This window comes from Arthrobacter sp. Hb9-2 (assembly GCF_059091165.1).
In genome coordinates this window covers 43,855-64,654 of sequence record NZ_JBNHGJ010000011.1, presented here as the reverse complement: position 1 = coordinate 64,654, position 20,800 = coordinate 43,855, and the positions used below count along the sequence as shown (strand labels likewise).

The window sequence follows — 20,800 nt, the reverse complement described above, 5'->3', positions numbered from 1 at the left end:
CACGGATGATTCCGCTCACTAATTCGGCGTTATGCCCTGTTGGGCAACCGAATGTGATCGGAATCTCTCGTGGCGCCGAAGCTTCGCGCGGCTCGTCTATCTTACAAGACGCACCGGGGTGCTACGTGACGCGCACTACACGCCCGTCTGCAGCACCAGGTTCCGGTCCCCGTCCAACGTCACGTTGTAGCTGCGCAGCGGTTCCTGCCCGCTGGTGGAGCAGCCGGTCGCAAGGTCAAATGCGTGCTGGTGCAGGGGGCAGATCACCACTTGCCGGTCAATCGTGCCGTCCGCAATCGGACCGCCGCGGTGCGGGCAGACGGCGGCGAGCGCGCGCAGTGCGCCGTCCCGGAGCCGGAAGACTGCTACCTGTGCGCTGTCCACCGCAAAAGCCCTGCCCTCACCCAACGGAATCTGGTCAACGGGACCCAGGACGTGAAAGGCCGGGCCCCCATTTGCCTTGGCGCTGTTCATTGAACCGGCACCTGGGGAAGGACCGTCAGGGGAAGCGACGTCCTGAACTGACCGGGCGTCAGGGGATCATTGCGCTCGCTCCAGGGGTCCACGTAACTGTCTACGGACGCCTGCATGGCGGCATCCAGCCGCCCTCCAATCCCTTCGGAATCCTCAACGATCACCGCCCGCAGATGTTCGATGCCCACCCGCGGCACATAGGCGTAGGTACGTTCCAGCCAGTTGGCCTGCTCACGGTAGTACTGCATAAACCGCCCGGTGAGGACCTTCACCTGCTCCGGATCGTCTACAGTCGCCAGCAGGTCGCCCTTGCGGATGTGGGCACCGGCCGCTCCGCCGACATAGATTTCCCAGCGGCCGCCTTCGACCGCCACGACGCCAACGTCCTTCACCAGGGATTCGGCGCAGTTCCGGGGGCAGCCGGACACGGCGAGTTTCAGTTTGGCCGGCGACTCGATGCCCTGGAAGCGGGATTCAATCTCGATGCCCAGCTTTGTTGAGTCCCCTGTTCCGTACCGGCAAAAGTCCTTGCCAACGCAGGTTTTGACAGTGCGGAAGCTTTTGCCGTACGCGTAACCGGAGGGCATGTCCAGGTCCGCCCACACCTGCGGCAGGTCCTCCTTGGGGATGCCCAGCAGGTCGATGCGCTGGCCGCCGGTGAGCTTGATCAGCGGCACGTTATGTTTCTCGGCGACGTCGGCGATACGGCGCAGCTGCTGGACTGATGTCACCCCGCCCTTCATCTGGGGCACCACCGAAAACGTGCCGTCGCGCTGGATGTTGGCGTGCACCCGGTCATTGATAAACCGCGCGTCCCGTTCGTCGATGTAGTGGCCGGCCAGCATCATCTTCAACAGCGAAACCAGCCCCATCTTGGACTTGGCGTCCTCTGAGCTGCCCGGAGCAAGCGCTTGGAACACCTGGGACACCGAACGCAGCCCGCGTTTCCGGATCTCGTCCATAAGCGCCTGCTTGTCCAGTGGGATACCCGGGACGTAGTAGCTGGCGGCCGGGTCCTCTTCCACGGCACCGCCGGCCGCCCACTCCACCACCTGCTGCACCAGCAGCTTGCATGAGCCGCAGCCCTTGCCTGCACGGGTGGCGTCCGTCGCACCGGCCACCGTGGTGCAGCCGCCCTTCACTGCTCCCACCAGCGCCTTCTTGTTGACGCCGTTGCAGTTGCAGACCTGGGCGTCGTCGTCGAGTTCGGCCACGCCCACGTCGCCATCCGGGGTGCCCAGATCAAACAACAGGCTGAGCCGCTCTTCCGGCAGCGGCAGGCCGCGGTCGTAGGCCTGGGTCAGGTAGGCCACCTTGCGGCTGTCACCCAGGAGGGTTGCGCCCACCATCTTGTTGTCCCGGACCACGATGGACTTGAAGACGCCCCGGCTGGGTTCTGAAAAGACGATGTGTTCGTCGCTGTCGAGTTCCGGCCCGTGCAGACCCATGGAGGCCACTTCCACGCCCGCCACCTTGAGTTTGGTGGCCGTCCGGGAGCCGAGGTAGGCGGCGCTGGTGTCCGCACCGGTGACGTGTTTAGCCAGGACCACGGCCTGTTCCCAGAGCGGCGCCACCAGGCCGTACACCTCGCCGCGGTGCTGGACGCACTCCCCCACCGCGTAGATGCCCTCCTCGTCCTGCACCCGCAGCCTGTCATCCACCACAATGGCCCGTTCCACCGGCAGCCCGCTGAGCACCGCCAGGTCCACGTTGGGACGGATCCCGGCCGCAACCACCACCATGTCGCAGCTGATGTCCGGCTGGTCGCGGAGGCTGATACCGGTGACCCGGTCGGCGCCGAGCACGGCAGTGGTCCGGCTTCCGGTGTGCACCTTGATACCCAGGGCCTCTACGCTGCGGCGGAGCACCGCACCGCCGTCGGGCCCCATCTGCGCGTTTATCAGGTGCCCACCGGAATGGACCACCTCCAGGTCTAACCCGTGGCTGCGCAGGCCGTAGGCCGCTTCGAGCCCCAGGAGCCCGCCGCCGATCACCACGGCGCGGCGATGATGCTCCTGCTGGGCATGAGCCACCATCCGCTGGGTGTCATCGATGGTACGGAAGCCGAAAACGCCCTGCTTTACGGAGCCGCCAGGCGTGAAAAGCCCGTCCATCGGCGGCATGTGGGAGCGGCTTCCGGTGGCGATGATCAGGACATCGTAGGGAGTGACCCTCCCGTCGCTCGAGAAGACGTGCCGGGTGAATTTATCAATCCGTTCAACCCGGACCCCGGCGTGGAGGGTGATGTTGTTCTCCCGGTACCAGGACAGGGAGTTCAGGAAGATGTCCGCATCACTTTCCTCGCCGGAAAGGACGTGGCTGAGCATGATGCGGTTGTAGTTCCCGTACGGCTCATCACCAAACATCGTTATGGTGAACTGGCCCGCGCCTCCCCGGGCGAGGATCTCCTCCACTGCCCTGGCGCCTGCCATTCCATTGCCGATCACCACCAGGCGGCGGCGCGGCGGGGTGGTTGCGTGCCTGCCTTGGGGGCGGTCCACCACGCTGGTCATCAGTGCTCCACCATCCCCAGATCAACAACAACCGAACCCTCAATGCCCTCGGGGGCCGCCAGATGGAGCTCGATCACCGAGCCGCCGTCGATGTCCTCGACAACGCGGAGCGGCACATGGACATCGCTCTTCGCTCCTATGGGGAAGTAGCGCATGGGTACGCCGTTACGCACCAGGACCACCGTGACCAGTTCACTGCTGGAGTTGCCGCCACGAAAGTAAAGGGTCTGGTTTATCACCCCGTCCGGGACGTAATGGGATAGTTCGCTGTGGATCGGGGCCGGTTTTTCCAGCCCTGCGCCCTTGAAGGGGTAGATGCCCTGCAGGAAAAGGTTCTTGGTGATCACGGACAGATCCTTTCGGCCGGCGGAACGACTGGCATGGGCCCATCATCCGCCGCCGATGTTTCCGGCCACGGGTTTCCCGGTAACCATCTCTTAAAGCAATTCTCACCATCGTCGGGCGTGCCCGGCGCTGCCTGGCCCGCTGCCTGGCCCGCCTCCGCCCCCTCCCCGGCTCCACCCCCTCTGCCAGTTCGACGGTTCCCTGCGGGTTCGACGGCGGCCGACGTCGATCGGGCGCGGAACCGTCGAAATGGCCGAGGCAGCCGTGACCCCCAAGACTCACATCACGCTTTAGCGAGGACGCCCTTATCCATGGAGTAGCGGATCCAGCGCCCGTTAACGGCGTCCCCGCCGGTGTTCCCGCCGTTCCCGCCGTTCGCCGCTGCACGCTGGCACCTGGCAAACCACTCCCGGAGGGCCCGGTCGTGGCTGACCATCACCAGGGTCCCGGTGAAGGTTGCGAGCGCGGCCTCAAGCTGTTCCACCAGTACCGGCGCCAGGTGGTTGGTTGGCTCGTCCACAATCAAAGTGCTGTAGCCGCCCAGCAGCAGCCGGGCGAGCGCGAGCCGCCGCTGCTGGCCCGCGGAGAGGCTGCCAACGGGAACATGGAACTCGCTGGTGCGGAACAGGCCCAACCGGAGGAGCGCTTCGGCATGCTCATCGATGTTCCCGCCCAGCCCTGCCGCGAACGCCGGCAGCAGCCGGAGCGAAGGCCAGTGCGGCAACTCCAGTTCCTGCTGCAGGTATCCCACCCGTTCCGGCCGCGTCACCCTTCCTTCGCTGGGCGCCAGGGTCCCCGCCAGCACGGACAGCAGCGTGGACTTGCCGGCGCCGTTTGGTCCGGTGATAAGGACCTTCTGGCCGAGGCCGGCCTGGAAGTCCGTTGCTCGGAGCCGGCCGGGAACGCTGACTCCGTGGGCGGCCAGCGGTGCAGCCGCATCTTCGCCCGATGGCGCAGCGTGCAAAGACTCCGGAGCGGCCAGCCGCAGGGGAATCGGCGGCTGCTCCACCGGGCTGGCTTCCAGCCGCCGCAACCGTTCCTGTGCGTTCCGGACCTGGCTGCTGGCGGCTTTCTGCCACGTACCGGCTTTGAAATCGAAGCCCATCTTGTCGCCGTCCCGCTTGCGGCCGTACCCCATGGTCCCGGCAACGGTCTCTGCCTGCCGCTTTTCGGCCTCCATGGCGTGCAGCCAGCCGTGGTACTGCTGGATCCAGCGCTGGCGTTCAGCGGCTTTCTCGCGGAGGTAGCCGTCGTACCCGTTGCCATAGCGCGTGACGGTACGGCGCTCGGCATCAACCTCAATGACATTTGCGGCCACTTTGCGCAGCAGCATGCGGTCATGGGAAACCACCACCACCGTGCCCCGGTGGGCCGCCAGCCGGTCCTCCAGCCAGGCTGTTCCGCGGGCGTCCAAATGGTTGGTTGGTTCGTCCAGGAGCAAAATGTCCGCGGGGTCCGCCAGAACGCAGGCCAGTGCCACGCGTTCCTGTTCTCCGCCGGAAAGCGATCCGAGGGCACGGTTGCGGTCCAGGCCGCCCAGGCCCAGCCGGTCCAGCGCGGCCTCCACGCGCGATTCGGCGGCGTATCCTTCGCGCAGCTGGTATTCCGTCTGCAGCCTGCCGTAGGCTTCCAGGTCGCTCTCCTCCGCGTCGGCCAGCCCGGCTTCGAGCCGGTCCAGCTCCGCTTCCAGGGCCCGGAGCGATGCGAGGGACGCGTCGATGGCCCCTCCCACCGTCAAGGACTCGGGCAGCCCATGGGTTTGGGCCAGGTAGCCCACCCGGCCGTGGAGAGCGGCAGTCCCTTCCTGGGGCTGTTCGAGGCCGGCCAGAATCCGCAGCAGGGTGGATTTGCCGGCTCCGTTCTCGCCCACCACCGCTGCGTGCTCGCCGGCAGCGATCACCAGGTTGACGCCGTCGAGCAGCAACCGGTCGCCGTAGCCGTGGGTGACGTCCGAGAGGTTGATGTGTTCAGTCAAGGGAAGTCCTCGCAAAGTTCCGCAGTGTGGGCGCCGGAGCTGAACCGGGTTCATCCGGTGCTCGACGGCGGCCTTGGATTTGGGGAACAGTCCGGCGTGGCCGGCCTGCCGGGTTAGGACTTCATCGCTCCAGCCTGCCTGCCCCCGGGCGCCGCGTCAAGCAGCGGCGAGCGCGGCGGCTTTCCTTCGGCGGGCCTTCGCCAGGCGGGTACCGATCAGCCCCTGCCTGGGGCTGAAGAGGTACACGACGGCGAACACCACTCCCTGCGTGAGGACCACCATGGCTCCGGAGGCCGTGTCCAGGTAGTAGCTGAGGTAGATGCCGGCGAGGGAGCACACAGCGGAGATTACGGGGGCAATCACCAACATCCGCGAGAAGCGGTCAGTCAGCAGGTAGGCCGTGGCTCCCGGGATGATCAGCATGGCCACCACCAGGACCACGCCCACAGTCTGAAGAGCCACAACGGACGTCAAGGCCAGCAGGCCCAGGAGCAGCGCGCCAAGGCGTTGGGGTGAGAGTCCGATGGCGTGGGCATGGGTGGGGTCGAAGGCGTAGAGGGTGAGGTCCCGCCGTTTGAGGATGAGGATGACAAACGCCACCACTCCCAGCACCAGGACCTGGATCAGGTCCGGAACACTGACGCCGAGCAGGTTGCCGAAGATGATGTGGTTCAGGTCTGTCTGGCTGGGCGTCACCGAGATCAGCACCAGGCCCAGGGCGAACAGTGAGGAAAACACGATGCCGATCGCGGCGTCCTCCTTGACACGGCTCGTGTTGCGGACGACCCCAATCAACGTCACCGCAATCAGGGCGAACACCAACGCGCCCAGCGCAAACGGCGCGCCCACGATGTACGCCAGCACCACTCCGGGCAGCACGGCGTGGGACACGGCATCGCCCATCAGCGACCAGCCGATCAGCACCAGCCAGCAGCTCAGCACGGCACAGACAACCGCGGCCAGGGCGGTGGTGACCAGCGCCCGGACCATAAAGTCATAGCCCAGCGGTTCGAGGAGTATCTCCATCAGTGGTTCACCCGCTTGCCTTCCAGGGTCCTGGAGCCCGAAACCTTCGTGTCAGGCTGGTCCCGCTCCAGCACGTCAAGCCCGAACGCCATCGCCAGGTTTTCGGGCTGCAGCACAACGTCCGGCGGGCCGTGCATCAGTACTTTGTGCATCAGCAGCACGGCTTCGTCGCACAGCTGCGGCAGGGCATGCAGATCGTGCGTGGAGACCAGGATGGTGCAGCCGTCCGAGGCAAGCTCCCGCAGGAGGCGGGTGATGGTTGCCTCGGACCTCTTGTCCACACCGGCGAAGGGTTCGTCCAGGAGCATGGTGGTGGCTCCCTGTGCGATGCCGCGGGCCACGAAGGCGCGTTTCTTCTGGCCGCCGGAGAGCTGGCCGATCTGTCGGCCCGCATAGGGTCCCAGTTCCACCCGGTCCAGTGCTTCATCGACGGCGGCGCGGTCAGCCTTGGACGCACGGCGGGTAAAGCCCTGATGGCCGTAGCGGCCCATCATCACCACATCGCGCACGGACAGCGGAAACTGCCAGTCAACATCCTCGCTCTGCGGCACGTAGCCAATGCCGCCTTCCTTGCGTGCCCTCGACGGCGACTGTCCGTTGATGCGTACCGTGCCGGCGTCGGGCCTGATCATTCCCATGATCACCTTGAACAGCGTGGACTTGCCGGAGCCGTTCATTCCCACCAAGCCACATATGCGGGCGGGCTCAAGGGTCAGGGTCGCTGCATCCAGCGCACGGACCTCGCCGTAATGGACGGTGACGTTCTCCACGAGAATTGCCGGGGAAGTCATGACCCTGCTCCGGTTGCTGCCCGCGCGAGCGCCTTGGTGATGACGTCGGCGTCGTGCCGGATGAGGTCCAGATAGGTGGGCACCGGTCCGTCCGCCTCGGAAAGTGAATCGACGTAGAGGGTCCCACCGAACGCGGCTCCGGTAGCGCCCACCACCTGCTGCATGGGGGCGTCGGAAACAGTTGACTCACAGAAGACGGCCGGGACCCGATTCGCCTTGACGTACTCGATGGCCCGGGTGATCTGTTGCGGCGTTGCCTGCTGCTCGGCGTTGACGGCCCAGATGTAGACCTCGGTCAGCCCGGCGTCACGGGCCAGGTAGGAGAAGGCGCCTTCACAGGTGACCAGGGCCCGCTGCGTTTCCGGGACACCTGCGAGGCTGGACTTCATCTGGTCCTGCACAGCCTGCAGCTCAGCCTTGTACGCGTCGCCGTTGGCCTTGAAGGCCCCGGCGTTGTCCGGGTCCAGCTTGCTGAATGCCTTCACCATGTTGTCCACGTAGATCTGCACGTTCACCGGCGACATCCACGCGTGCGGGTTGGGCTTGCCCTGGTAGGAGTCTTCGCTGATGGACATCACCTGCACGCCCTCGCTCACCACGGCGTGCGGGACGTCCAGGCCTTCGACGAACTGCCCGAACCATGCTTCCAGGTTCAGGCCGTTGTCCAGGATCAGATCAGCCTTCGATGCCTTCCGGATGTCACCGGGAGTTGGTTCGTAGCCATGGATTTCGGCGCCGGCTTTGGTGATCGACTCAACCGTGAGCTTGTCCCCGGCCACGTTCCGGGCGATGTCAGCGAGCACCGTGAAGGTTGTCAGCACCACGGGCTTGCTGTCGGTGCCGTTCCCGGCGGCACCCCCTCCGCAGGCGGTCAGCAGCAGGGAAAGCACGACGGCGGCTGCCGCGGCGGCGAGGGACGTTACCCGCCGCACGGGGCTGGTTCGGGCGGCTACTTTGGCGCACCGAAATGGAAATTTAGGCATACCGAATATTCTAGGCGAAGCACGATTCGCCCGGCAACGCCAGTAAGGAGGTCGGGGGAAGCTAGGCTGAAACCATGGCCACCGCACACCGAATACCACCCGCACCACAGCCACAGCTCTACCGGTTTTCGCCTCTGGATTTCATCGCTGTTGTCCTTTACGTAGGCCTTGCAGGTTTTTTCGTCCTGGCCGGGCCACTGATCGCACCCGTCCTGCGGCAGGTGGCACCCACTCCTGCCGCCGCCTCCTACGCGATGAACCTGCTCTTCTATGCCGTCGTGGGCATACTGGCTGTCGTCGCCGCCCGCCGGGTGGTGGGCCGTGACTTGCGGGTACTGGCCACCCGCCCGTGGTTCACGTTACTGATGGTCCCGGCCGCCGTAATTGCGATGATGATACTCTCCGCCATCGTGGTGGCGGCCAGCGGCAGTGTGGAGACCTCCGAGAACCAGGCAGGACTTCAGGCCTTGATGCAGCAGGTTCCGGCGTGGCTGATGGTCCCGCTGCTGGTGGTGGTGGGCCCGTTCGTGGAGGAATTCATCTTCCGCCACCTCCTGATCGGCAAGCTGAGCCGACGGGTAAACATCTGGGTGTGCTGCGTGTTGTCCGTGGTCCTGTTCGCCGCCCTGCACGTGGTGGGCCGCGAAGCCCTCACCCTCACAGTCCTGCTTCCCTACTTGGCCATGGGGGCAACGCTGGTGTTCGTCTACGTCTGGACCGGCAGGAACCTGATGTTCTCCTACTTTGTCCATGCAGCAAAGAACCTGCTGGCGGTGGTGTTCATCTACGCCATTCCGCCGGAATTCTACGAGCAGCTCCAGCAGGTCCCGGCCTGAGCAGTCATCCCAGGCGCCAGCCTAGGAGGACTGCTGGCTGAGGGCCCGCAGCGAAAAGACCTGCCTGCCTTTGGTCCTGCCAGTGATGAACACCTTTATCCCGTCTGAAGCATTCGTCCCGGCAAGGTACCGGTAGTTCCCGCCGGGATTGTAGGCAGGTGGTGTGTCCGGATCCGCAGGAAGGCCCGGACCGAATTCGATAACGTCCGCACCCACCCGGTAGCGCCCCATCCCCTCCATCACTTGGAAGGCGTCAGGTGAACCCAGCGGCAGCACGCCGTCGAGCACTCCCCCGGGCCGGAAGGTGAGTTTCAGGGCAAAGGAGGTGTCCGCGCCGTCGAACCCGACACTCAGGAGCGTTTGGTCGCCCTGGCCTCCACCACAATCTCCGTGTCCAACCGGTGCACCACGGTGGGCCGGCTGCTGAAGTCCATGCCGGCACTGAACTTGCCCCCCATGCTCGAGCGCGTAGATTCCGTCTTTCCGCGCTTTTCGGTGCGAAGGGGCAGGTAGAAATTCGCCGCCACTGTCTCGGAGAGCAGTACCGTGTTGCCGTTGCCGAAACGGAGGAACGTGGGGTTGCTGGCCAGCCCGGACACCACACCGGGAACCAGGTCGTCGCAGCCGCCAAACGCCGTGGTGACGGAGGCCCCGCTCCGGAAGCGGTAAAGGCCGCAGCTCCCCAGTGACGCCTGCGCCGGGGCGAGCGCCGCGAGCAGCTCCGGCGCTCGCCCCCGGACTGGACCAAGGGAACGTCCGACGGCGATGGATGGGCTTCGGGGACAGCGTCGGCGGCCCGATGTGGCTGGGAGGAGGACTCGGTGTGGTGGGTTTCCAGCATCGCCTGGACGTGCTGGTCCGCCGCCTCCACTTTGCGCCCTACAAATCCTCCGGGCCACGCACGCGGAAACTCGCAGCACCTACCGTAGGAGCACCTGCCACCGTACCTTGGTGGGATGGGACTGAACATCCAGATTGTCATCGACTGCAGGGATCCGCACTACCTGGCCGACTGGTGGGCCGAATCGCTCGAATGGGCGGTGGAACCGCAGGACGAGGGCTTCATCCGCTCCATGATCGAGCAGGGGTTCGCCACCGAGGACCAGACAACGGTGCACAACGGCAAGCTGGTGTGGCGGGAAGGCTGTGCGATCCGCCCACCGGAGGAACTGGAGGCAAAAGCACCGGCCAGGCGGCTCCTGTTCCAGACGGCCCCTGAAGGCAAGACCGTCAAGAACCGCGTGCACTGGGACCTTGACTTGGCAGGGCGGGACAAGGACGAGGTGCGCCGGGAACTCGAGGCCCGGGGCGCCACTTTCCTTTGGAGCGCCAGCCAGGGGCCACATTCGTGGCACACCATGGCGGACCCTGAGGGCAACGAGTTCTGCATCAGCTGACCCCGATTACTAGACTTGGACGGTGAGCAACCAAATCCCCGCCTCGGTGTCCGACGTCTTCGATCCCACCCGCTGGCGTGTTGTGTCCGGCTTCGACGACTTCCAGGACATGACCTATCACCGGCAGGTGGAGCGGGATTCCGACGGCGAATGGGTGCGCGACCTGCCCACGGTGCGGATTGCCTTCAACCGCCCCGAGGTCCGCAATGCCTTCCGTCCCGGCACCGTTGATGAGCTGTACCGGGCGATGGACCACGCCCGGATGTCTCCTGATGTTGCCACTGTGCTGCTCACCGGAAACGGCCCCTCCCCCAAGGACGGCGGGCACTCGTTCTGCTCCGGCGGGGACCAGCGGATCAGGGGCCGGGACGGCTACCGGTACGTAGTACAAAACACAGCAAACGGCGAGACCCAGGAAAGCATCGATCCCGCGCGCGCCGGGCGGCTCCACATCCTGGAAGTCCAGCGGCTGATGCGCACCATGCCCAAGGTGGTCATCGCCGTAGTCAACGGCTGGGCAGCCGGCGGCGGGCACTCCCTGCACGTCGTCTCAGACCTCACCATCGCCTCACGCCAGTTCGGCAGGTTCAAGCAGACGGACGCAACGGTCGGAAGCTTCGACGCCGGGTACGGCTCGGCCCTGCTGGCGCGCCAGATCGGGCAGAAGTCCGCCCGCGAAATCTTCTTCCTCGCCCGCGAATACTCCGCGGAGGACATGGTTCGGATGGGTGCCGTCAACGAAGCCGTGGACCACGAACGCCTCGAAGAGGTTGCCCTGGAGTACGCCGCCGATATCGCCCGGCAGTCGCCCCAGGCAATCCGGATGCTCAAGTTCGCTTTCAACCTCGCGGACGACGGCCTGGCGGGCCAGCAGGTGTTCGCCGGCGAAGCCACCCGGCTGGCTTACATGACTGACGAAGCGGTGGAGGGCAAGGAAGCGTTCCTGGAAAAACGCGATCCGGACTGGTCCGGCTTCCCGCACTACTTCTAAGGCAGGACGCTCGATGAACACCGAACCCCAAGGTAATGAAATCCTGAACACCGGATCCCTCCGAGCAGGCACGCCCGGAAGCGGCGTCCTGGACATCGACCCGGCGCTGAAGGCGCTGGCAGCCGCCCTCCACGGCGAGGGCCCCGCCGTCGAACTTTCCGTGGGTGAAGACGGTGCCCTGGTTGTGGGCCACCTTGAAACGCCCGGCTGCGATGATGCGGTTGCCGTGGTGCGCACCTCCGGTTCCACCGGCGCCCCCAAGGCCACGGTCCTGACGGTGGAATCCCTGGCCGCTTCCTCGATGGCCACCGCGCTGGCCCTCAAGGGCGAGGGCCAGTGGCTGCTGGCACTGCCCGTCCAGTACGTGGCCGGAATCCAGGTCCTGGTCCGTTCGCTGTTCGCGGGCACGCGCCCGTGGGTGATGGACATGTCCGGCGGGTTTACACCCGAAGCCTTTACGGCCGCCGCACAGGAACTGACCGACAAAATCCGTTTCACCTCGCTGGTCCCCACCCAGCTGCAACGGTTGCTTGACGCGCCGTCCCCGGAGACCCTCGCGGTCCTCCGGCGCTTCAACGCCGTCCTGCTGGGCGGCGCGCCCGCCCCCGCCTCGCTGCTGGCGGCCGCTAGGGATGCCGGCGTCCGGGTCATCACCACCTACGGTTCGGCCGAGTCCTGCGGCGGCTGCGTTTATGACGGCTTCCCGCTGGAAGGGGTGTCCATGCGCGTGGAAGAGGACGGCCGCATCCTGCTGGGCGGCGACACGCTCGCTGCGGGCTACCTGGAAGCACCGGATGAAGCCGGGAGCACCTTCTTCGAGGAGGACGGCGTGCGCTGGTACCGCACCAGTGACCTCGGCAGCATTGACGACGACGGGCGGCTCACCGTCCTGGGCCGCGCCGACGACGTGATTATCACCGGCGGGATCAAGGTTTCCGCCGCGCACGTTCAGGAGGAACTGGAAAAGTCCGACGCCGTCGCCGCCGCTTTTGTGGCCGGCGTACCGTCCGCGGAATGGGGCCAGGCCGTGGCAGCTTACGTGGCCTTGGCCACCCCGCCTGAAGGGACCGCAGTGCCCGCGGAGCCAGCCGGAACCGGAGGGACCGGGGACCACGCCGTCGTCCTTGAACAGGAGTGGCACCGGACACTGGGCATCCTTGCGCCGAAAACAGTCCTTGCGGCGTCCTCCCTGCTGATGCTGCCCAACGGCAAGCCAGACCGCCTGGCCATGGCCGCCCAACTCAACGCCCTGCATCAGGGAAAGTAAAGTAGACCTGCACCACCCCGGCGGGCCCCCATCCTGCCGCCTTCCCCAACAACGCGAGGTACTGACCGTGGCCACAGCCGCACAATGGATCCAAGGCGCCCGACTTCGAACACTGCCGGCCGCGATTGCGCCGGTACTGATCGGCTCCGCCGCCGCCTATGAAATGGATTCGTTCCTGCTCTTCAACGCCATCCTCGCGGCGCTGGTGGCCCTACTGCTCCAGGTGGGCGTGAACTTCGCGAACGACTATTCGGACGGTATCCGCGGCACGGATGACGACCGCGTGGGCCCGCTCCGCCTGGTGGGCTCGGGCGCTGCCAGCCCCGAGCACGTGAAGCGTGCCGCCTTTGGTGCCTTTGCCGCCGCCATGGTTTTCGGGCTGATCCTGGTGGTAATCACGCAGAGCTGGTGGTTGATCCTGGTGGGGCTCGGCTGCGTGATGGCGGCTTGGGGCTACACCGGAGGCAAGAACCCGTACGGCTACATGGGCCTGGGCGACGTTTTTGTGTTTGTGTTCTTCGGGCTGGTGGCCACCCTGGGCACTACCTACACGCAGGCGGGGCAGATTAACCTGCCGGCCATTATCGGCGCGATCGGCACCGGCTTGATTGCCACCGCGCTCCTGATGGCCAACAACGTCCGCGATATCCCCACCGACATGCAGGCCGGCAAGAAGACACTCGCGGTGCGGCTCGGCGACAAGCATGCCCGGGAGAGCTACGTGCTGATGCTCGCCGTAGCCATCATGCTGGTGGTGATCCTGGCCCCCGGGCGGCCGTGGATGCTGATCGTCCTGCTGCTGATCCCGGCCTGCCTCATGCCGGCATGGCTGATGATCAACGGCCGCAAGCGCAAGAGCCTGATCCCGGTCCTGAAGCAGACCGGCCTGATCAACCTCGGCTACAGCCTGCTGTTTTCACTGGGTTTGGTGCTGAGCCACGGCTTCTAGGACTGCCGGGGCCGCGCGGCTTCTTGCCGCCGGGAGACTTGCGCTACAAACTGTTGCGCTTGGGGTCCTTGGCGTCATTGCTGATGGCAACATCCGGGTTGGCGTCCAGGAGGGTGTCCTCCGCGTGGGCGTCCTGGACTTCATTGGCTGAACGGATCGGCTTGGCCTTGCCCGAGAAACGCTGGTGGATGGCCGCTGCGGCCTCATCCCGCTGCTTCTGGAAGAAGAGGTAGCTCACGGCGAAAGCGATCAGTGCTGCACAGATCACGGACATCAGCACGCCCAGCTGAAGGAGCATAAAAACCACAAACAGGGGCGCGAACAGAGCCAGGCGGATCAGGGAATATTTCAAAAAGGCCACTATTCAAGTTTAGCCGCCTCCCGCCCAAGGCCCCTGCGCCTCCTGACGATAGACTTAATGGCATGCTCCTCCGTGTGGCTTTGGCCGTCGCAGTCCTCGTCATCTTTGTGTATGGCCTCGTGGATGTGATCCGCACTGATGGACGCCTCACCCGAGGGATCTCCAAGCCAGCCTGGATCGTTGTCATGATCGTCCTGCCAGTGGTCGGCGCCATTCTCTGGCTCCTGATCGGCCGGCCCCGTGGCAGCTCCCCGCAGCAGCAGAGCCAGCGCCATCCCACCGCGCCTGACGATGATCCGGACTTCCTCCGCAACCTCGAAGCCCGCCGCCGCAACCAGGCAGAAGCAGAGCGCCTCAAGAAGCTCAAGGATGAGCTGGATGCCAAGGCGAAGGACGACGGCAAGGGTAGCGGCAAGGACAAGCACGAGACCGACGAACACGATGCCGACGGCCTGAAGTAGGGGCGCATCGCTGAAGGGCAGCCGGCGGGCTCCCCGTTGTTAGGCGGGTTGTTAGGCTGGCTGGCGTTGGCGGGCCGACGATTCCGCCAGCACACCCTCGCAGCTGCGAACGACAACCCGGCAGGCATCAAGGGCTGCACGGTCAGTTAGCGGGTTCTCGGCCACGGCGCGCCATCGAATCAGATGGCGGCGAGCCGCATCAGCGAGCTCGCCCGGCGTCGTGTCTGCATCCAGCCCCAGGCGAGCGTATGACGCTGCGCCCCAGCCGCCGAGCAGGCCCTCAGCCTCCGCAGCCAGTTCGGGGCTGAGCGGCACGCCCGTGGTCCGAAGTGTAGCGAGCAGCCTCAGTTCCCTGAACTCATGCGCGTTGGCCTGAAGCCGCTCCAGGTCTGCGGCCAGGTGCCCGGTCCCCGGGCGGGGGGAAGTGCGCAGCAGCGATTCCACTCCCACCAGGGCCGTCCGGGCCTTCAATGCCTCGGCACGCGCCTGGAAGTGGCGGTCCAACAGGTCCAGCAACGGATCCAGGCCGCTGCGCCTCGCGAGCTCGTGCGCCAACGGGGTGGGTTCGTTGAATCCATTAGGGATCAGGACGACGGCCAGCCGGATGCCGAACAGCCCGTATTTCTCCAGCAGGGAGGCCCTGGACTCCGCACTCAGCCCTTCCGGAATGGTGGACCGAAGGAACCTGTCAGCCGAGAGCAACATCTTTTCGCGGTCGGCGCGGTCCAGTCCCGCCAGCAGTTGAAGTGCGGCGAAGTCCTGCTGCCGCATTGTCCGGGCGCTCTGGGCAAGGAGGCCAGCCACCGGCACCACTCCCAGTGCGAGCTTCCGCAGGTTATGGTCATGATGGTACCTGTCCGCAATCTCTCCTGCGGAAAGCAGCGAATCGATGCGGCCCCCACCCACTTCATCGGCCCTCGCGAGGACCGCGATTGCGTTGACCGTGCCCGAGCGTCCCGCTTCCGTGTCGCGGAAGGATTCGAGGAACCGCAGGTCGGCGGCGTGCATGTGGCGCATGAGGTAGATGATCGCGTCCGCTTCCGACTGCGTATCCGCTGGGGCCAGGAAGGTGGTGGAGCGGGCAGACACATCTTCGGACAGTGAAGCGATACCGGGGGTATCGATCAGGGTCATGTTCCGCAGCGCCGGCGACGGCCATTCCACGTCCAGCCGGTCCACATCCCTGGCCTGCACCTCCCCCAGCACGAACACAAGCCGGCCATCCACGCGTTTGAGCGGCAAAATCCGGGGCTTGCCGTCCAGTGGATACAAGGTGATCCGTGGAGTGTGCCCGTGCCGATACCACGTGATGATCCGGGTACATTCGCCCGTGTCTGTGGGCGCTATTTCCTCGCCGATTATCGCGTTGAGCAGGGTGGACTTGCCGGCTTTCACCATGCCGGCAATCGCAATGCGCAACGGCTCCTCGAGCCTCCGGGCAAATCCTTCGAGAACTGCGGCGCTTGCGGGATCATCGCCGTAGACTTTCAATGCCTCCTGGACCAGGTCCACGGCTCCCGCAATTGTTGAGCGATTCATTGTGCGCCCTGATGAGTCCTGTTTGCGGCATCCGATACTTCTGCAGCAACTGCTTCCGCCGCGCGGTAGAGGGCATCCACCTTCTTGAGCTCAGCCGTGATGTCCCTGATGCGGGCGCCCTTCTCCAGAGCGTAGGTGTTGGCGGCCTTCTGTGCCGCCGAGACAGAATCGGCGAGGGAGCGGTGATGCTCGTCCGCTATCTCGGTGAAGTGGTCGCGGATAGTGCGCTGCACCAGCCGCAGCCGGTCCTTCAGTTGCTTGCCAACCTGGAAGGTAACGTCATCGAGCTGCCGCCTGACCAGGGCCTTGGCTTCAACCTGCCGGCGCTTGAGCCGCGCTTCCTTATCTTCGCGGTAAGCCTTGCGTCCCAGCAGTAGGCCGGCGCCCAAGGAGAGCGGGTTGATGAGTGCCATACCGAAGATCCCGGTCAGGAGCCCGAACATGAGCACCCCGCCGTAGGACCCGCGCATGCCGATCAGCACCTTTTGCACCGGATTCACGTGTCCTGAATCCATTCCGGGCATCGCATCCACGGGATTTATCAGGTCTACCGAATTGGAGGCGTGCATCACCGGCAACCTCGCTTCCTCTGCCGCGAAGTGTTCAGCCACCTGGGCAGCCAGCCATTCCGCCCGCTCGCTGGTCAAAACGAAGGTGTCAGAAATGGCGGCGGCAACACATTCCTCCAGCCACTGCGAAAACTCCGCCCAGACGGGTCCCGGGTCCTCCTGCTCAATGGCTGTTTCGGCTTCGCGTTGGACTTGGCGAAGGCGGTTTCGGAGATCGTACTCCATGTCGGCGATCAGGTCGCTGACGCCGTCGTTGAGCGTGATTTGCCAGCGTGCCGAGCGTTTCCGCAGGTCATCCGCTTCTGCCTTTGCCAGCTCCAGCTCCGCTATCATCTGGGGGGTGCCTTCAGGGTTTTCGAGTGCTGCAAGCTCAGATTGCAGGGAAAGGCGCAGGTTTTCGGTGACCCCCAGCAGGTCCTGGCTGACCGAGCGGCCCTGGATGCGCTGCGCCTGCCCCACGATCCCGTTGCGAAGGTAGGCAATTAATTCAGGGAAGCCTGATTCAACGTTCAGTTCACTGTCCTGCAGCCGTGCTGCTTCGAGGCGGAGGTCGGAGGACACGGGAAACAGCGGAATATCGGCGGCGACCGTGCTGAGGTGGCATCGGTCCATCTCTTCAACCCGCCGCCAGTCGGGGTAAAGGTCGGTTTTGGTCAGTACCCCCACAACGTTGGGGGTGATCCGCATGGCCTGGCGGAGGAAGCGCAGCTCCGGTTCGGTGTACTCCTGCGAGGCGTCCGAAACCAGGAGCATCGCATCAGCCGTGGGCAGTGCCGTGAGGGTGGCCAGGGTGTGGGCCGACCCCATGCCCCCCACACCTGGTGAATCGATGACGCTAAGTCCGCCGGCCAGGATCTTGCGGGGCAGGCATATTTCGGCAGCCAAGAGTTTCTTGCTGTTCCCGGGGTTCCCCTTTTCGGAAACATAGGCCGGGAGCTCGGCGATAGGGATTGGCTGGCGCTCAGCGTTGCCGTCGTCGCCAGGGTCCGCGTCTGCTTTGGGGGTCAGAACCGCTGCCGACGCCGGATCCCCGTAGCGGACAACCGTGGGCACCGAGGTAGCGATGTCGTCGTCAACAGGGCATGCCGGTGCGCCGACCAAGGCATTGATGAGCTTGCTCTTGCCCTGCTTGAACTCACCCACCACGATGACCCGGATGCTGGGATCCCTAAGCCTCCCCAGGGTCAGGTCGAGGCGTTTTTTGAGATCCTCCCGGTCTCCAGTGCCGACGAGTTGAAGGCCGTGCTCCACAAGTTGGATCAGCTGCCCAGCCGTCACCGCTGTCAATGGGTTTGCCGGTCCAGTTTCTGCCACAGCCAGTCCTTTGCCTTATGCCTCAGATCGGTTATAGCACCTGAACCGGCTCCTAGGCATCAAACTCCAAATGGTCCTCCGTCTCCTCAGCGTCAGCGGCGTCGTCGACATCGCTGAGGACCGGGTCTTCCTGGGTGAAGTTGGGCTCGTTATCGAAGTATGCGGCCGTGTCCTCGCTAAAGGAATCACTGATGGAGATGGATGGGCTGGTGGTGTGGCCCGTATTCTCCGCGTGGGCATCAGTGGCAACGCCAAAGTCGAACAGGTTGTCGATCCTGGTATCGGCGAAGCCCATGTCGCTTCCAACACCGGGGGCAGGGCTGTCGAAGGCAAGCGAGTCACTGTCGAACCATTGCTCAACGTCGCCGTCCGCCCAGATGTTTTGGCTCACGGACTGGTCCATGACGGCGCCGCGGTCATCTCCCGCGGAAGGGTAGGAGTAATTGGCTACTACGTGATGAAGCTGCTCCACCGCGTGTCCGTGGTCATCGTGCCCGCCGGCACCGGGAGGCGGAGTCCAGCCACCGCCGGCAAGGCCGGTGCTGGCGTCGTTGCCGCCGGGGTTGTACTGCTGGTCGAAGCGGGATGCATTGACGCTGATGGGAGCGTAATCCAGGACGACTGGCATCGCGGCATCAACATCCGCGGAACGGACACCGGCCAGGCCGTGGTTCTCCAGCACGCCTTCGGGATCATCCAGGAAGTCCTGCGCCGCCTGGCGGTCACCGAAGAGGTTCATTAGGAACTGGACGACATCCTTTGCGACTGTCATGTGCTGGTCCTCAAATCTTTTCTGTTGTCCGATTCTCCGGCCTGGATGTCGAGCCTGGATCAAACGTACTGTTGCTGCCGGGGACGGGGCATCGGGGCGGTTCCCCTAACCGGTGGTCGCCCTCGTGGGGAACCGACACCGAACCTCTTTGGGGCGTTAGGGGCTAGTCATCGGCTTGACTTTCCGGGCCCAAGGCAACCCGCAGCTTAGCCAGCAGATCCGAACGGTTTTCAGCACCCAGCCGGCGCCGCATCCGGGCGATGTGGTGCTCCGCGGTCCGGGGGGAGATGTAAATGGCTTCGCCAATTTCACGGTACGTCTTGCCATCAAGCACCAGCCTGGCGACTTCTTTTTCCCGTTCGCTAAGCCCTGCGCCATCCGGATGCATCGTGTTACCCGTATCGGCGGCGGGAGCATTGCGGGATTCGGCTGGCACGGATGCACCCGTGCCAGCCGAACTGGCCTGCGGGTGGAGGTCCCGGGCGCAGGACAGCAGGCGCACCATGTCTTTGCGGTCATCCGACCGGGCTGCCGCGTGGCCGGCAAGCCTGGCTCCTTCCCAACGCATTCCCACGCCGCCCAGGCCCCGCGCCGCCGTCTCGACATCGTCAGGATGGAACCGCTCGGCCAGCACGGTTACCCAGGCTCTCCCGGCCGCCGCGAATACGGCGGCGATGTGGCTTTGCCCTGCGGCGCGGGCCAACGCCGCGGCATGCGGTGCCAGGTCGGCGGGCCGCTCGTTCAGAAGGGCTGCCTGGACTGCCGACCAGTGGAATGGTACGGCCCACAGCGGCGGATCTCCGAGGCGCTCCAGCAAGTTCCATGCCTCATCAAGGTAAGGGCTGACCCTGCGGCCCTCGCGAAGGCGGGCGGCTGCGATCATCAGCTCGCCCCACGGCAGAAGGCTGTACAGGTCTACGGCCGTGTGGAGCGTCGCTTCACGCGCCCGTTCCCAAGCCTTGATGAGCCCGGGAACGTCACCGTTACGGCGGGCAATGCCCACTTCCAATGCCGAACAAAGGAACTCGTCCCGCGGCACCAGCGGCCAATGGTTCGCCTTCGATGCCTCATTGATGGAGAGCCGGGCGTCATCGAGCCGGTCCTGCATCATCGCTGACCATGCTTTCAGCAGGAACAGCCTTGGCTTGGCTGCATCGCCCCCCTGACCAGCGGCAGCTGCTGACCGGCAAATTGTTTCCGCCAGGTTCGGCTCCCCGCTGTTCAGGGCCATCAGGGCTGCCAGCGCAGCCGGCGTCTCGGGCAGGGGAAGTACGGTACCCGCTGCGTTGAGCATGTCCGAGGCATGGATGAGCATCTGGAGGCCCTGATGGGGGTCGCCGGCAAGCGACTGGAGGATGCCTTTGCCGGTTTGCGAAAGGGTGGTTGCGAGCAGCGTCGGGGACGCCGGTGGTGCGTCGGCGCGGAAGATGGCTTCCGCATCGGCCCGGTTGCCGGAGCCAATCAGGGCAACGGCAGCAAGGGGTCCGGATGGGCCCAGCCGGGAGGGTCCCAGCCAACGGTAGACGTCGGCCCCACGGCCCAGCATGCCTCGCTGGGCCCAGACGGCGGCAGCAACGTCGGCGGCACGGCGCACGTCCGGCGGATCCTTCTGTACCAGGAGGGTGTCCACAATGCGGGCAGCGGTATCAAGGTCGCCGTTGGCAGCGGCCGCCTGGGCACGCCGCGCCGCGGTGGCTGTCTCGTCACTGCCGGCCAGGAGGGCTTCATCGTAAAGCTGGTACGCCAATCCGGGATCGTGCTCAAGGGCCTTGTCGCCGGAACACTCCAGTTCCGCTGCCACGCGCGTATCGGCAAGTCCGGCTCGGGCCAGTTCCCGGGCGAGGTCTCCCAACGGCTGGCCGTTCGCTACGTAAACCGTCACGAGCTCCCGCTGGAGGGCATGCACCTTAGTTGTGGGGGCGACAGTGAGCAGCTCATGCTGTACAGGGCCGGCGACAGTTCCATCAGGAGTCAAGAGGCCAGCGGATTCTGCCCGTTGCATCAGGGCATCAAGGCTGCCCGCCCCGTCGCCGTCGATCCTGCGCTGCAGCTCAGCGGGCAGCGGTCCCGGCAGGGCAAACCCTACCGACAACGCCAACAGCAGTTCCCGGACGGCTCCATTCTCGCCCTCGAGTTGGCTGGCCAGGGGCTCTGCACTGTGGGGTGCAGATCCCTGGTGGTCCTGCACAGGAGGACGAAAGGCGGGCTTTTGTGCGTGCGACTGATAGCTGACCATC

Annotated in this window: 20 protein-coding genes; 6 read left to right on the top strand and 14 right to left on the bottom strand. The window is 65.2% G+C overall.

Annotation, left to right across the window (positions count from 1 at the left end):
* Positions 1 to 135: 135 nt before the first annotated feature.
* The 7 genes from AC5RV1_RS08640 to AC5RV1_RS08610 form a co-directional block, all read right to left on the bottom strand.
* Positions 136 to 474: a Rieske (2Fe-2S) protein gene (locus AC5RV1_RS08640; RefSeq protein WP_493994202.1), complete on the bottom strand. Its 339-nt coding sequence runs from the start codon at positions 472 to 474 to the stop codon at positions 136 to 138.
* Complete coding sequence (gene nirB / locus AC5RV1_RS08635; protein WP_493994201.1) at positions 471 to 2,987, bottom strand: nitrite reductase large subunit NirB; 2,517 nt, start codon at positions 2,985 to 2,987, stop codon at positions 471 to 473. The genes AC5RV1_RS08640 and nirB overlap by 4 nt, the downstream gene beginning before the upstream one ends.
* Entirely contained in the window at positions 2,987 to 3,334 is a 348-nt protein-coding gene (locus AC5RV1_RS08630) for a molybdopterin oxidoreductase (RefSeq protein ID WP_493994200.1), read from the bottom strand. Before AC5RV1_RS08630 ends, nirB begins: the two co-directional genes overlap by 1 nt.
* 281 nt (positions 3,335 to 3,615) lie before the next feature.
* On the bottom strand, positions 3,616 to 5,307 hold the full coding sequence (locus tag AC5RV1_RS08625) for an ABC-F family ATP-binding cassette domain-containing protein (protein WP_493994199.1): 1,692 nt from the start codon (positions 5,305 to 5,307) through the stop codon (positions 3,616 to 3,618).
* Between the two features lie 156 nt (positions 5,308 to 5,463).
* On the bottom strand, positions 5,464 to 6,333 hold the full coding sequence (locus AC5RV1_RS08620) for a metal ABC transporter permease (RefSeq protein ID WP_493994198.1): 870 nt from the start codon (positions 6,331 to 6,333) through the stop codon (positions 5,464 to 5,466).
* Positions 6,333 to 7,124, bottom strand: a complete 792-nt coding sequence (locus tag AC5RV1_RS08615; protein WP_493994197.1) for a metal ABC transporter ATP-binding protein — start codon at positions 7,122 to 7,124, stop codon at positions 6,333 to 6,335. Before AC5RV1_RS08615 ends, AC5RV1_RS08620 begins: the two co-directional genes overlap by 1 nt.
* The gene (locus AC5RV1_RS08610; RefSeq protein WP_493994196.1) at positions 7,121 to 8,107 is read right to left on the bottom strand and encodes a metal ABC transporter substrate-binding protein; all 987 of its coding nucleotides are present in this window, start codon (positions 8,105 to 8,107) and stop codon (positions 7,121 to 7,123) included. The genes AC5RV1_RS08615 and AC5RV1_RS08610 overlap by 4 nt, the downstream gene beginning before the upstream one ends.
* A 74-nt stretch (positions 8,108 to 8,181) precedes the next feature.
* Here AC5RV1_RS08610 and AC5RV1_RS08605 point away from each other — a divergent pair, with 74 nt between their 5' ends.
* Positions 8,182 to 8,943, top strand: coding sequence for a CPBP family intramembrane glutamic endopeptidase (locus AC5RV1_RS08605; RefSeq protein WP_493994195.1), 762 nt, complete (start codon positions 8,182 to 8,184; stop codon positions 8,941 to 8,943).
* Positions 8,944 to 8,964: 21 nt separating this feature from the next.
* Here AC5RV1_RS08605 and AC5RV1_RS08600 read toward each other — a convergent pair whose 3' ends face one another.
* Positions 8,965 to 9,231 (bottom strand): hypothetical protein, encoded by a 267-nt coding sequence (locus tag AC5RV1_RS08600; RefSeq protein WP_493994194.1) that lies wholly within the window; start codon positions 9,229 to 9,231, stop codon positions 8,965 to 8,967.
* A gap of 62 nt (positions 9,232 to 9,293) precedes the next feature.
* A complete protein-coding gene (locus AC5RV1_RS08595; protein WP_493994193.1) occupies positions 9,294 to 9,545 on the bottom strand; it encodes a hypothetical protein in 252 nt (83 codons plus the stop codon).
* Positions 9,546 to 9,899: 354 nt separating this feature from the next.
* Between AC5RV1_RS08595 and AC5RV1_RS08590 the strand changes: the two genes are divergently transcribed.
* The 4 genes from AC5RV1_RS08590 (at position 9,900) to AC5RV1_RS08575 (ending at position 13,547) form a co-directional block, all read left to right on the top strand.
* Positions 9,900 to 10,340, top strand: coding sequence for a VOC family protein (locus AC5RV1_RS08590; RefSeq protein ID WP_256250015.1), 441 nt, complete (start codon positions 9,900 to 9,902; stop codon positions 10,338 to 10,340).
* A gap of 22 nt (positions 10,341 to 10,362) precedes the next feature.
* Positions 10,363 to 11,331, top strand: coding sequence for a 1,4-dihydroxy-2-naphthoyl-CoA synthase (locus AC5RV1_RS08585; protein WP_493994192.1), 969 nt, complete (start codon positions 10,363 to 10,365; stop codon positions 11,329 to 11,331).
* Between the two features lie 88 nt (positions 11,332 to 11,419).
* Positions 11,420 to 12,598 carry an AMP-binding protein gene (locus tag AC5RV1_RS08580; RefSeq protein ID WP_493994229.1) on the top strand — a complete coding sequence of 393 codons (1,179 nt, stop codon included), beginning with the start codon at positions 11,420 to 11,422 and terminating at the stop codon, positions 12,596 to 12,598.
* 67 nt (positions 12,599 to 12,665) lie between these two features.
* Entirely contained in the window at positions 12,666 to 13,547 is an 882-nt protein-coding gene (locus tag AC5RV1_RS08575; RefSeq protein WP_163166710.1) for a 1,4-dihydroxy-2-naphthoate polyprenyltransferase, read from the top strand.
* 43 nt (positions 13,548 to 13,590) lie between these two features.
* Here AC5RV1_RS08575 and AC5RV1_RS08570 read toward each other — a convergent pair whose 3' ends face one another.
* Positions 13,591 to 13,908, bottom strand: a complete 318-nt coding sequence (locus tag AC5RV1_RS08570) for a DUF4229 domain-containing protein (RefSeq protein WP_493994191.1) — start codon at positions 13,906 to 13,908, stop codon at positions 13,591 to 13,593.
* 62 nt (positions 13,909 to 13,970) lie between these two features.
* On the opposite strand from AC5RV1_RS08570, the gene AC5RV1_RS08565 reads away from it, so the two are divergent.
* The gene (locus tag AC5RV1_RS08565) at positions 13,971 to 14,369 is read left to right on the top strand and encodes a PLD nuclease N-terminal domain-containing protein (protein ID WP_493947125.1); all 399 of its coding nucleotides are present in this window, start codon (positions 13,971 to 13,973) and stop codon (positions 14,367 to 14,369) included.
* 51 nt (positions 14,370 to 14,420) lie between these two features.
* Here the strand turns inward: AC5RV1_RS08565 and AC5RV1_RS08560 are convergent, their stop codons facing one another.
* The 4 genes from AC5RV1_RS08560 to AC5RV1_RS08545 form a co-directional block, all read right to left on the bottom strand.
* Positions 14,421 to 15,908, bottom strand: coding sequence for a dynamin family protein (locus AC5RV1_RS08560; protein WP_493994190.1), 1,488 nt, complete (start codon positions 15,906 to 15,908; stop codon positions 14,421 to 14,423).
* Positions 15,905 to 17,791, bottom strand: a complete 1,887-nt coding sequence (locus AC5RV1_RS08555) for a dynamin family protein (protein ID WP_493947127.1) — start codon at positions 17,789 to 17,791, stop codon at positions 15,905 to 15,907. Before AC5RV1_RS08555 ends, AC5RV1_RS08560 begins: the two co-directional genes overlap by 4 nt.
* A gap of 52 nt (positions 17,792 to 17,843) precedes the next feature.
* Positions 17,844 to 18,563, bottom strand: a complete 720-nt coding sequence (locus AC5RV1_RS08550; protein ID WP_493947129.1) for an IniB N-terminal domain-containing protein — start codon at positions 18,561 to 18,563, stop codon at positions 17,844 to 17,846.
* 163 nt (positions 18,564 to 18,726) lie between these two features.
* The gene (locus AC5RV1_RS08545; protein ID WP_493994189.1) at positions 18,727 to 20,799 is read right to left on the bottom strand and encodes a helix-turn-helix transcriptional regulator; all 2,073 of its coding nucleotides are present in this window, start codon (positions 20,797 to 20,799) and stop codon (positions 18,727 to 18,729) included.
* Between the last annotated feature and the right edge of the window lies 1 nt (position 20,800).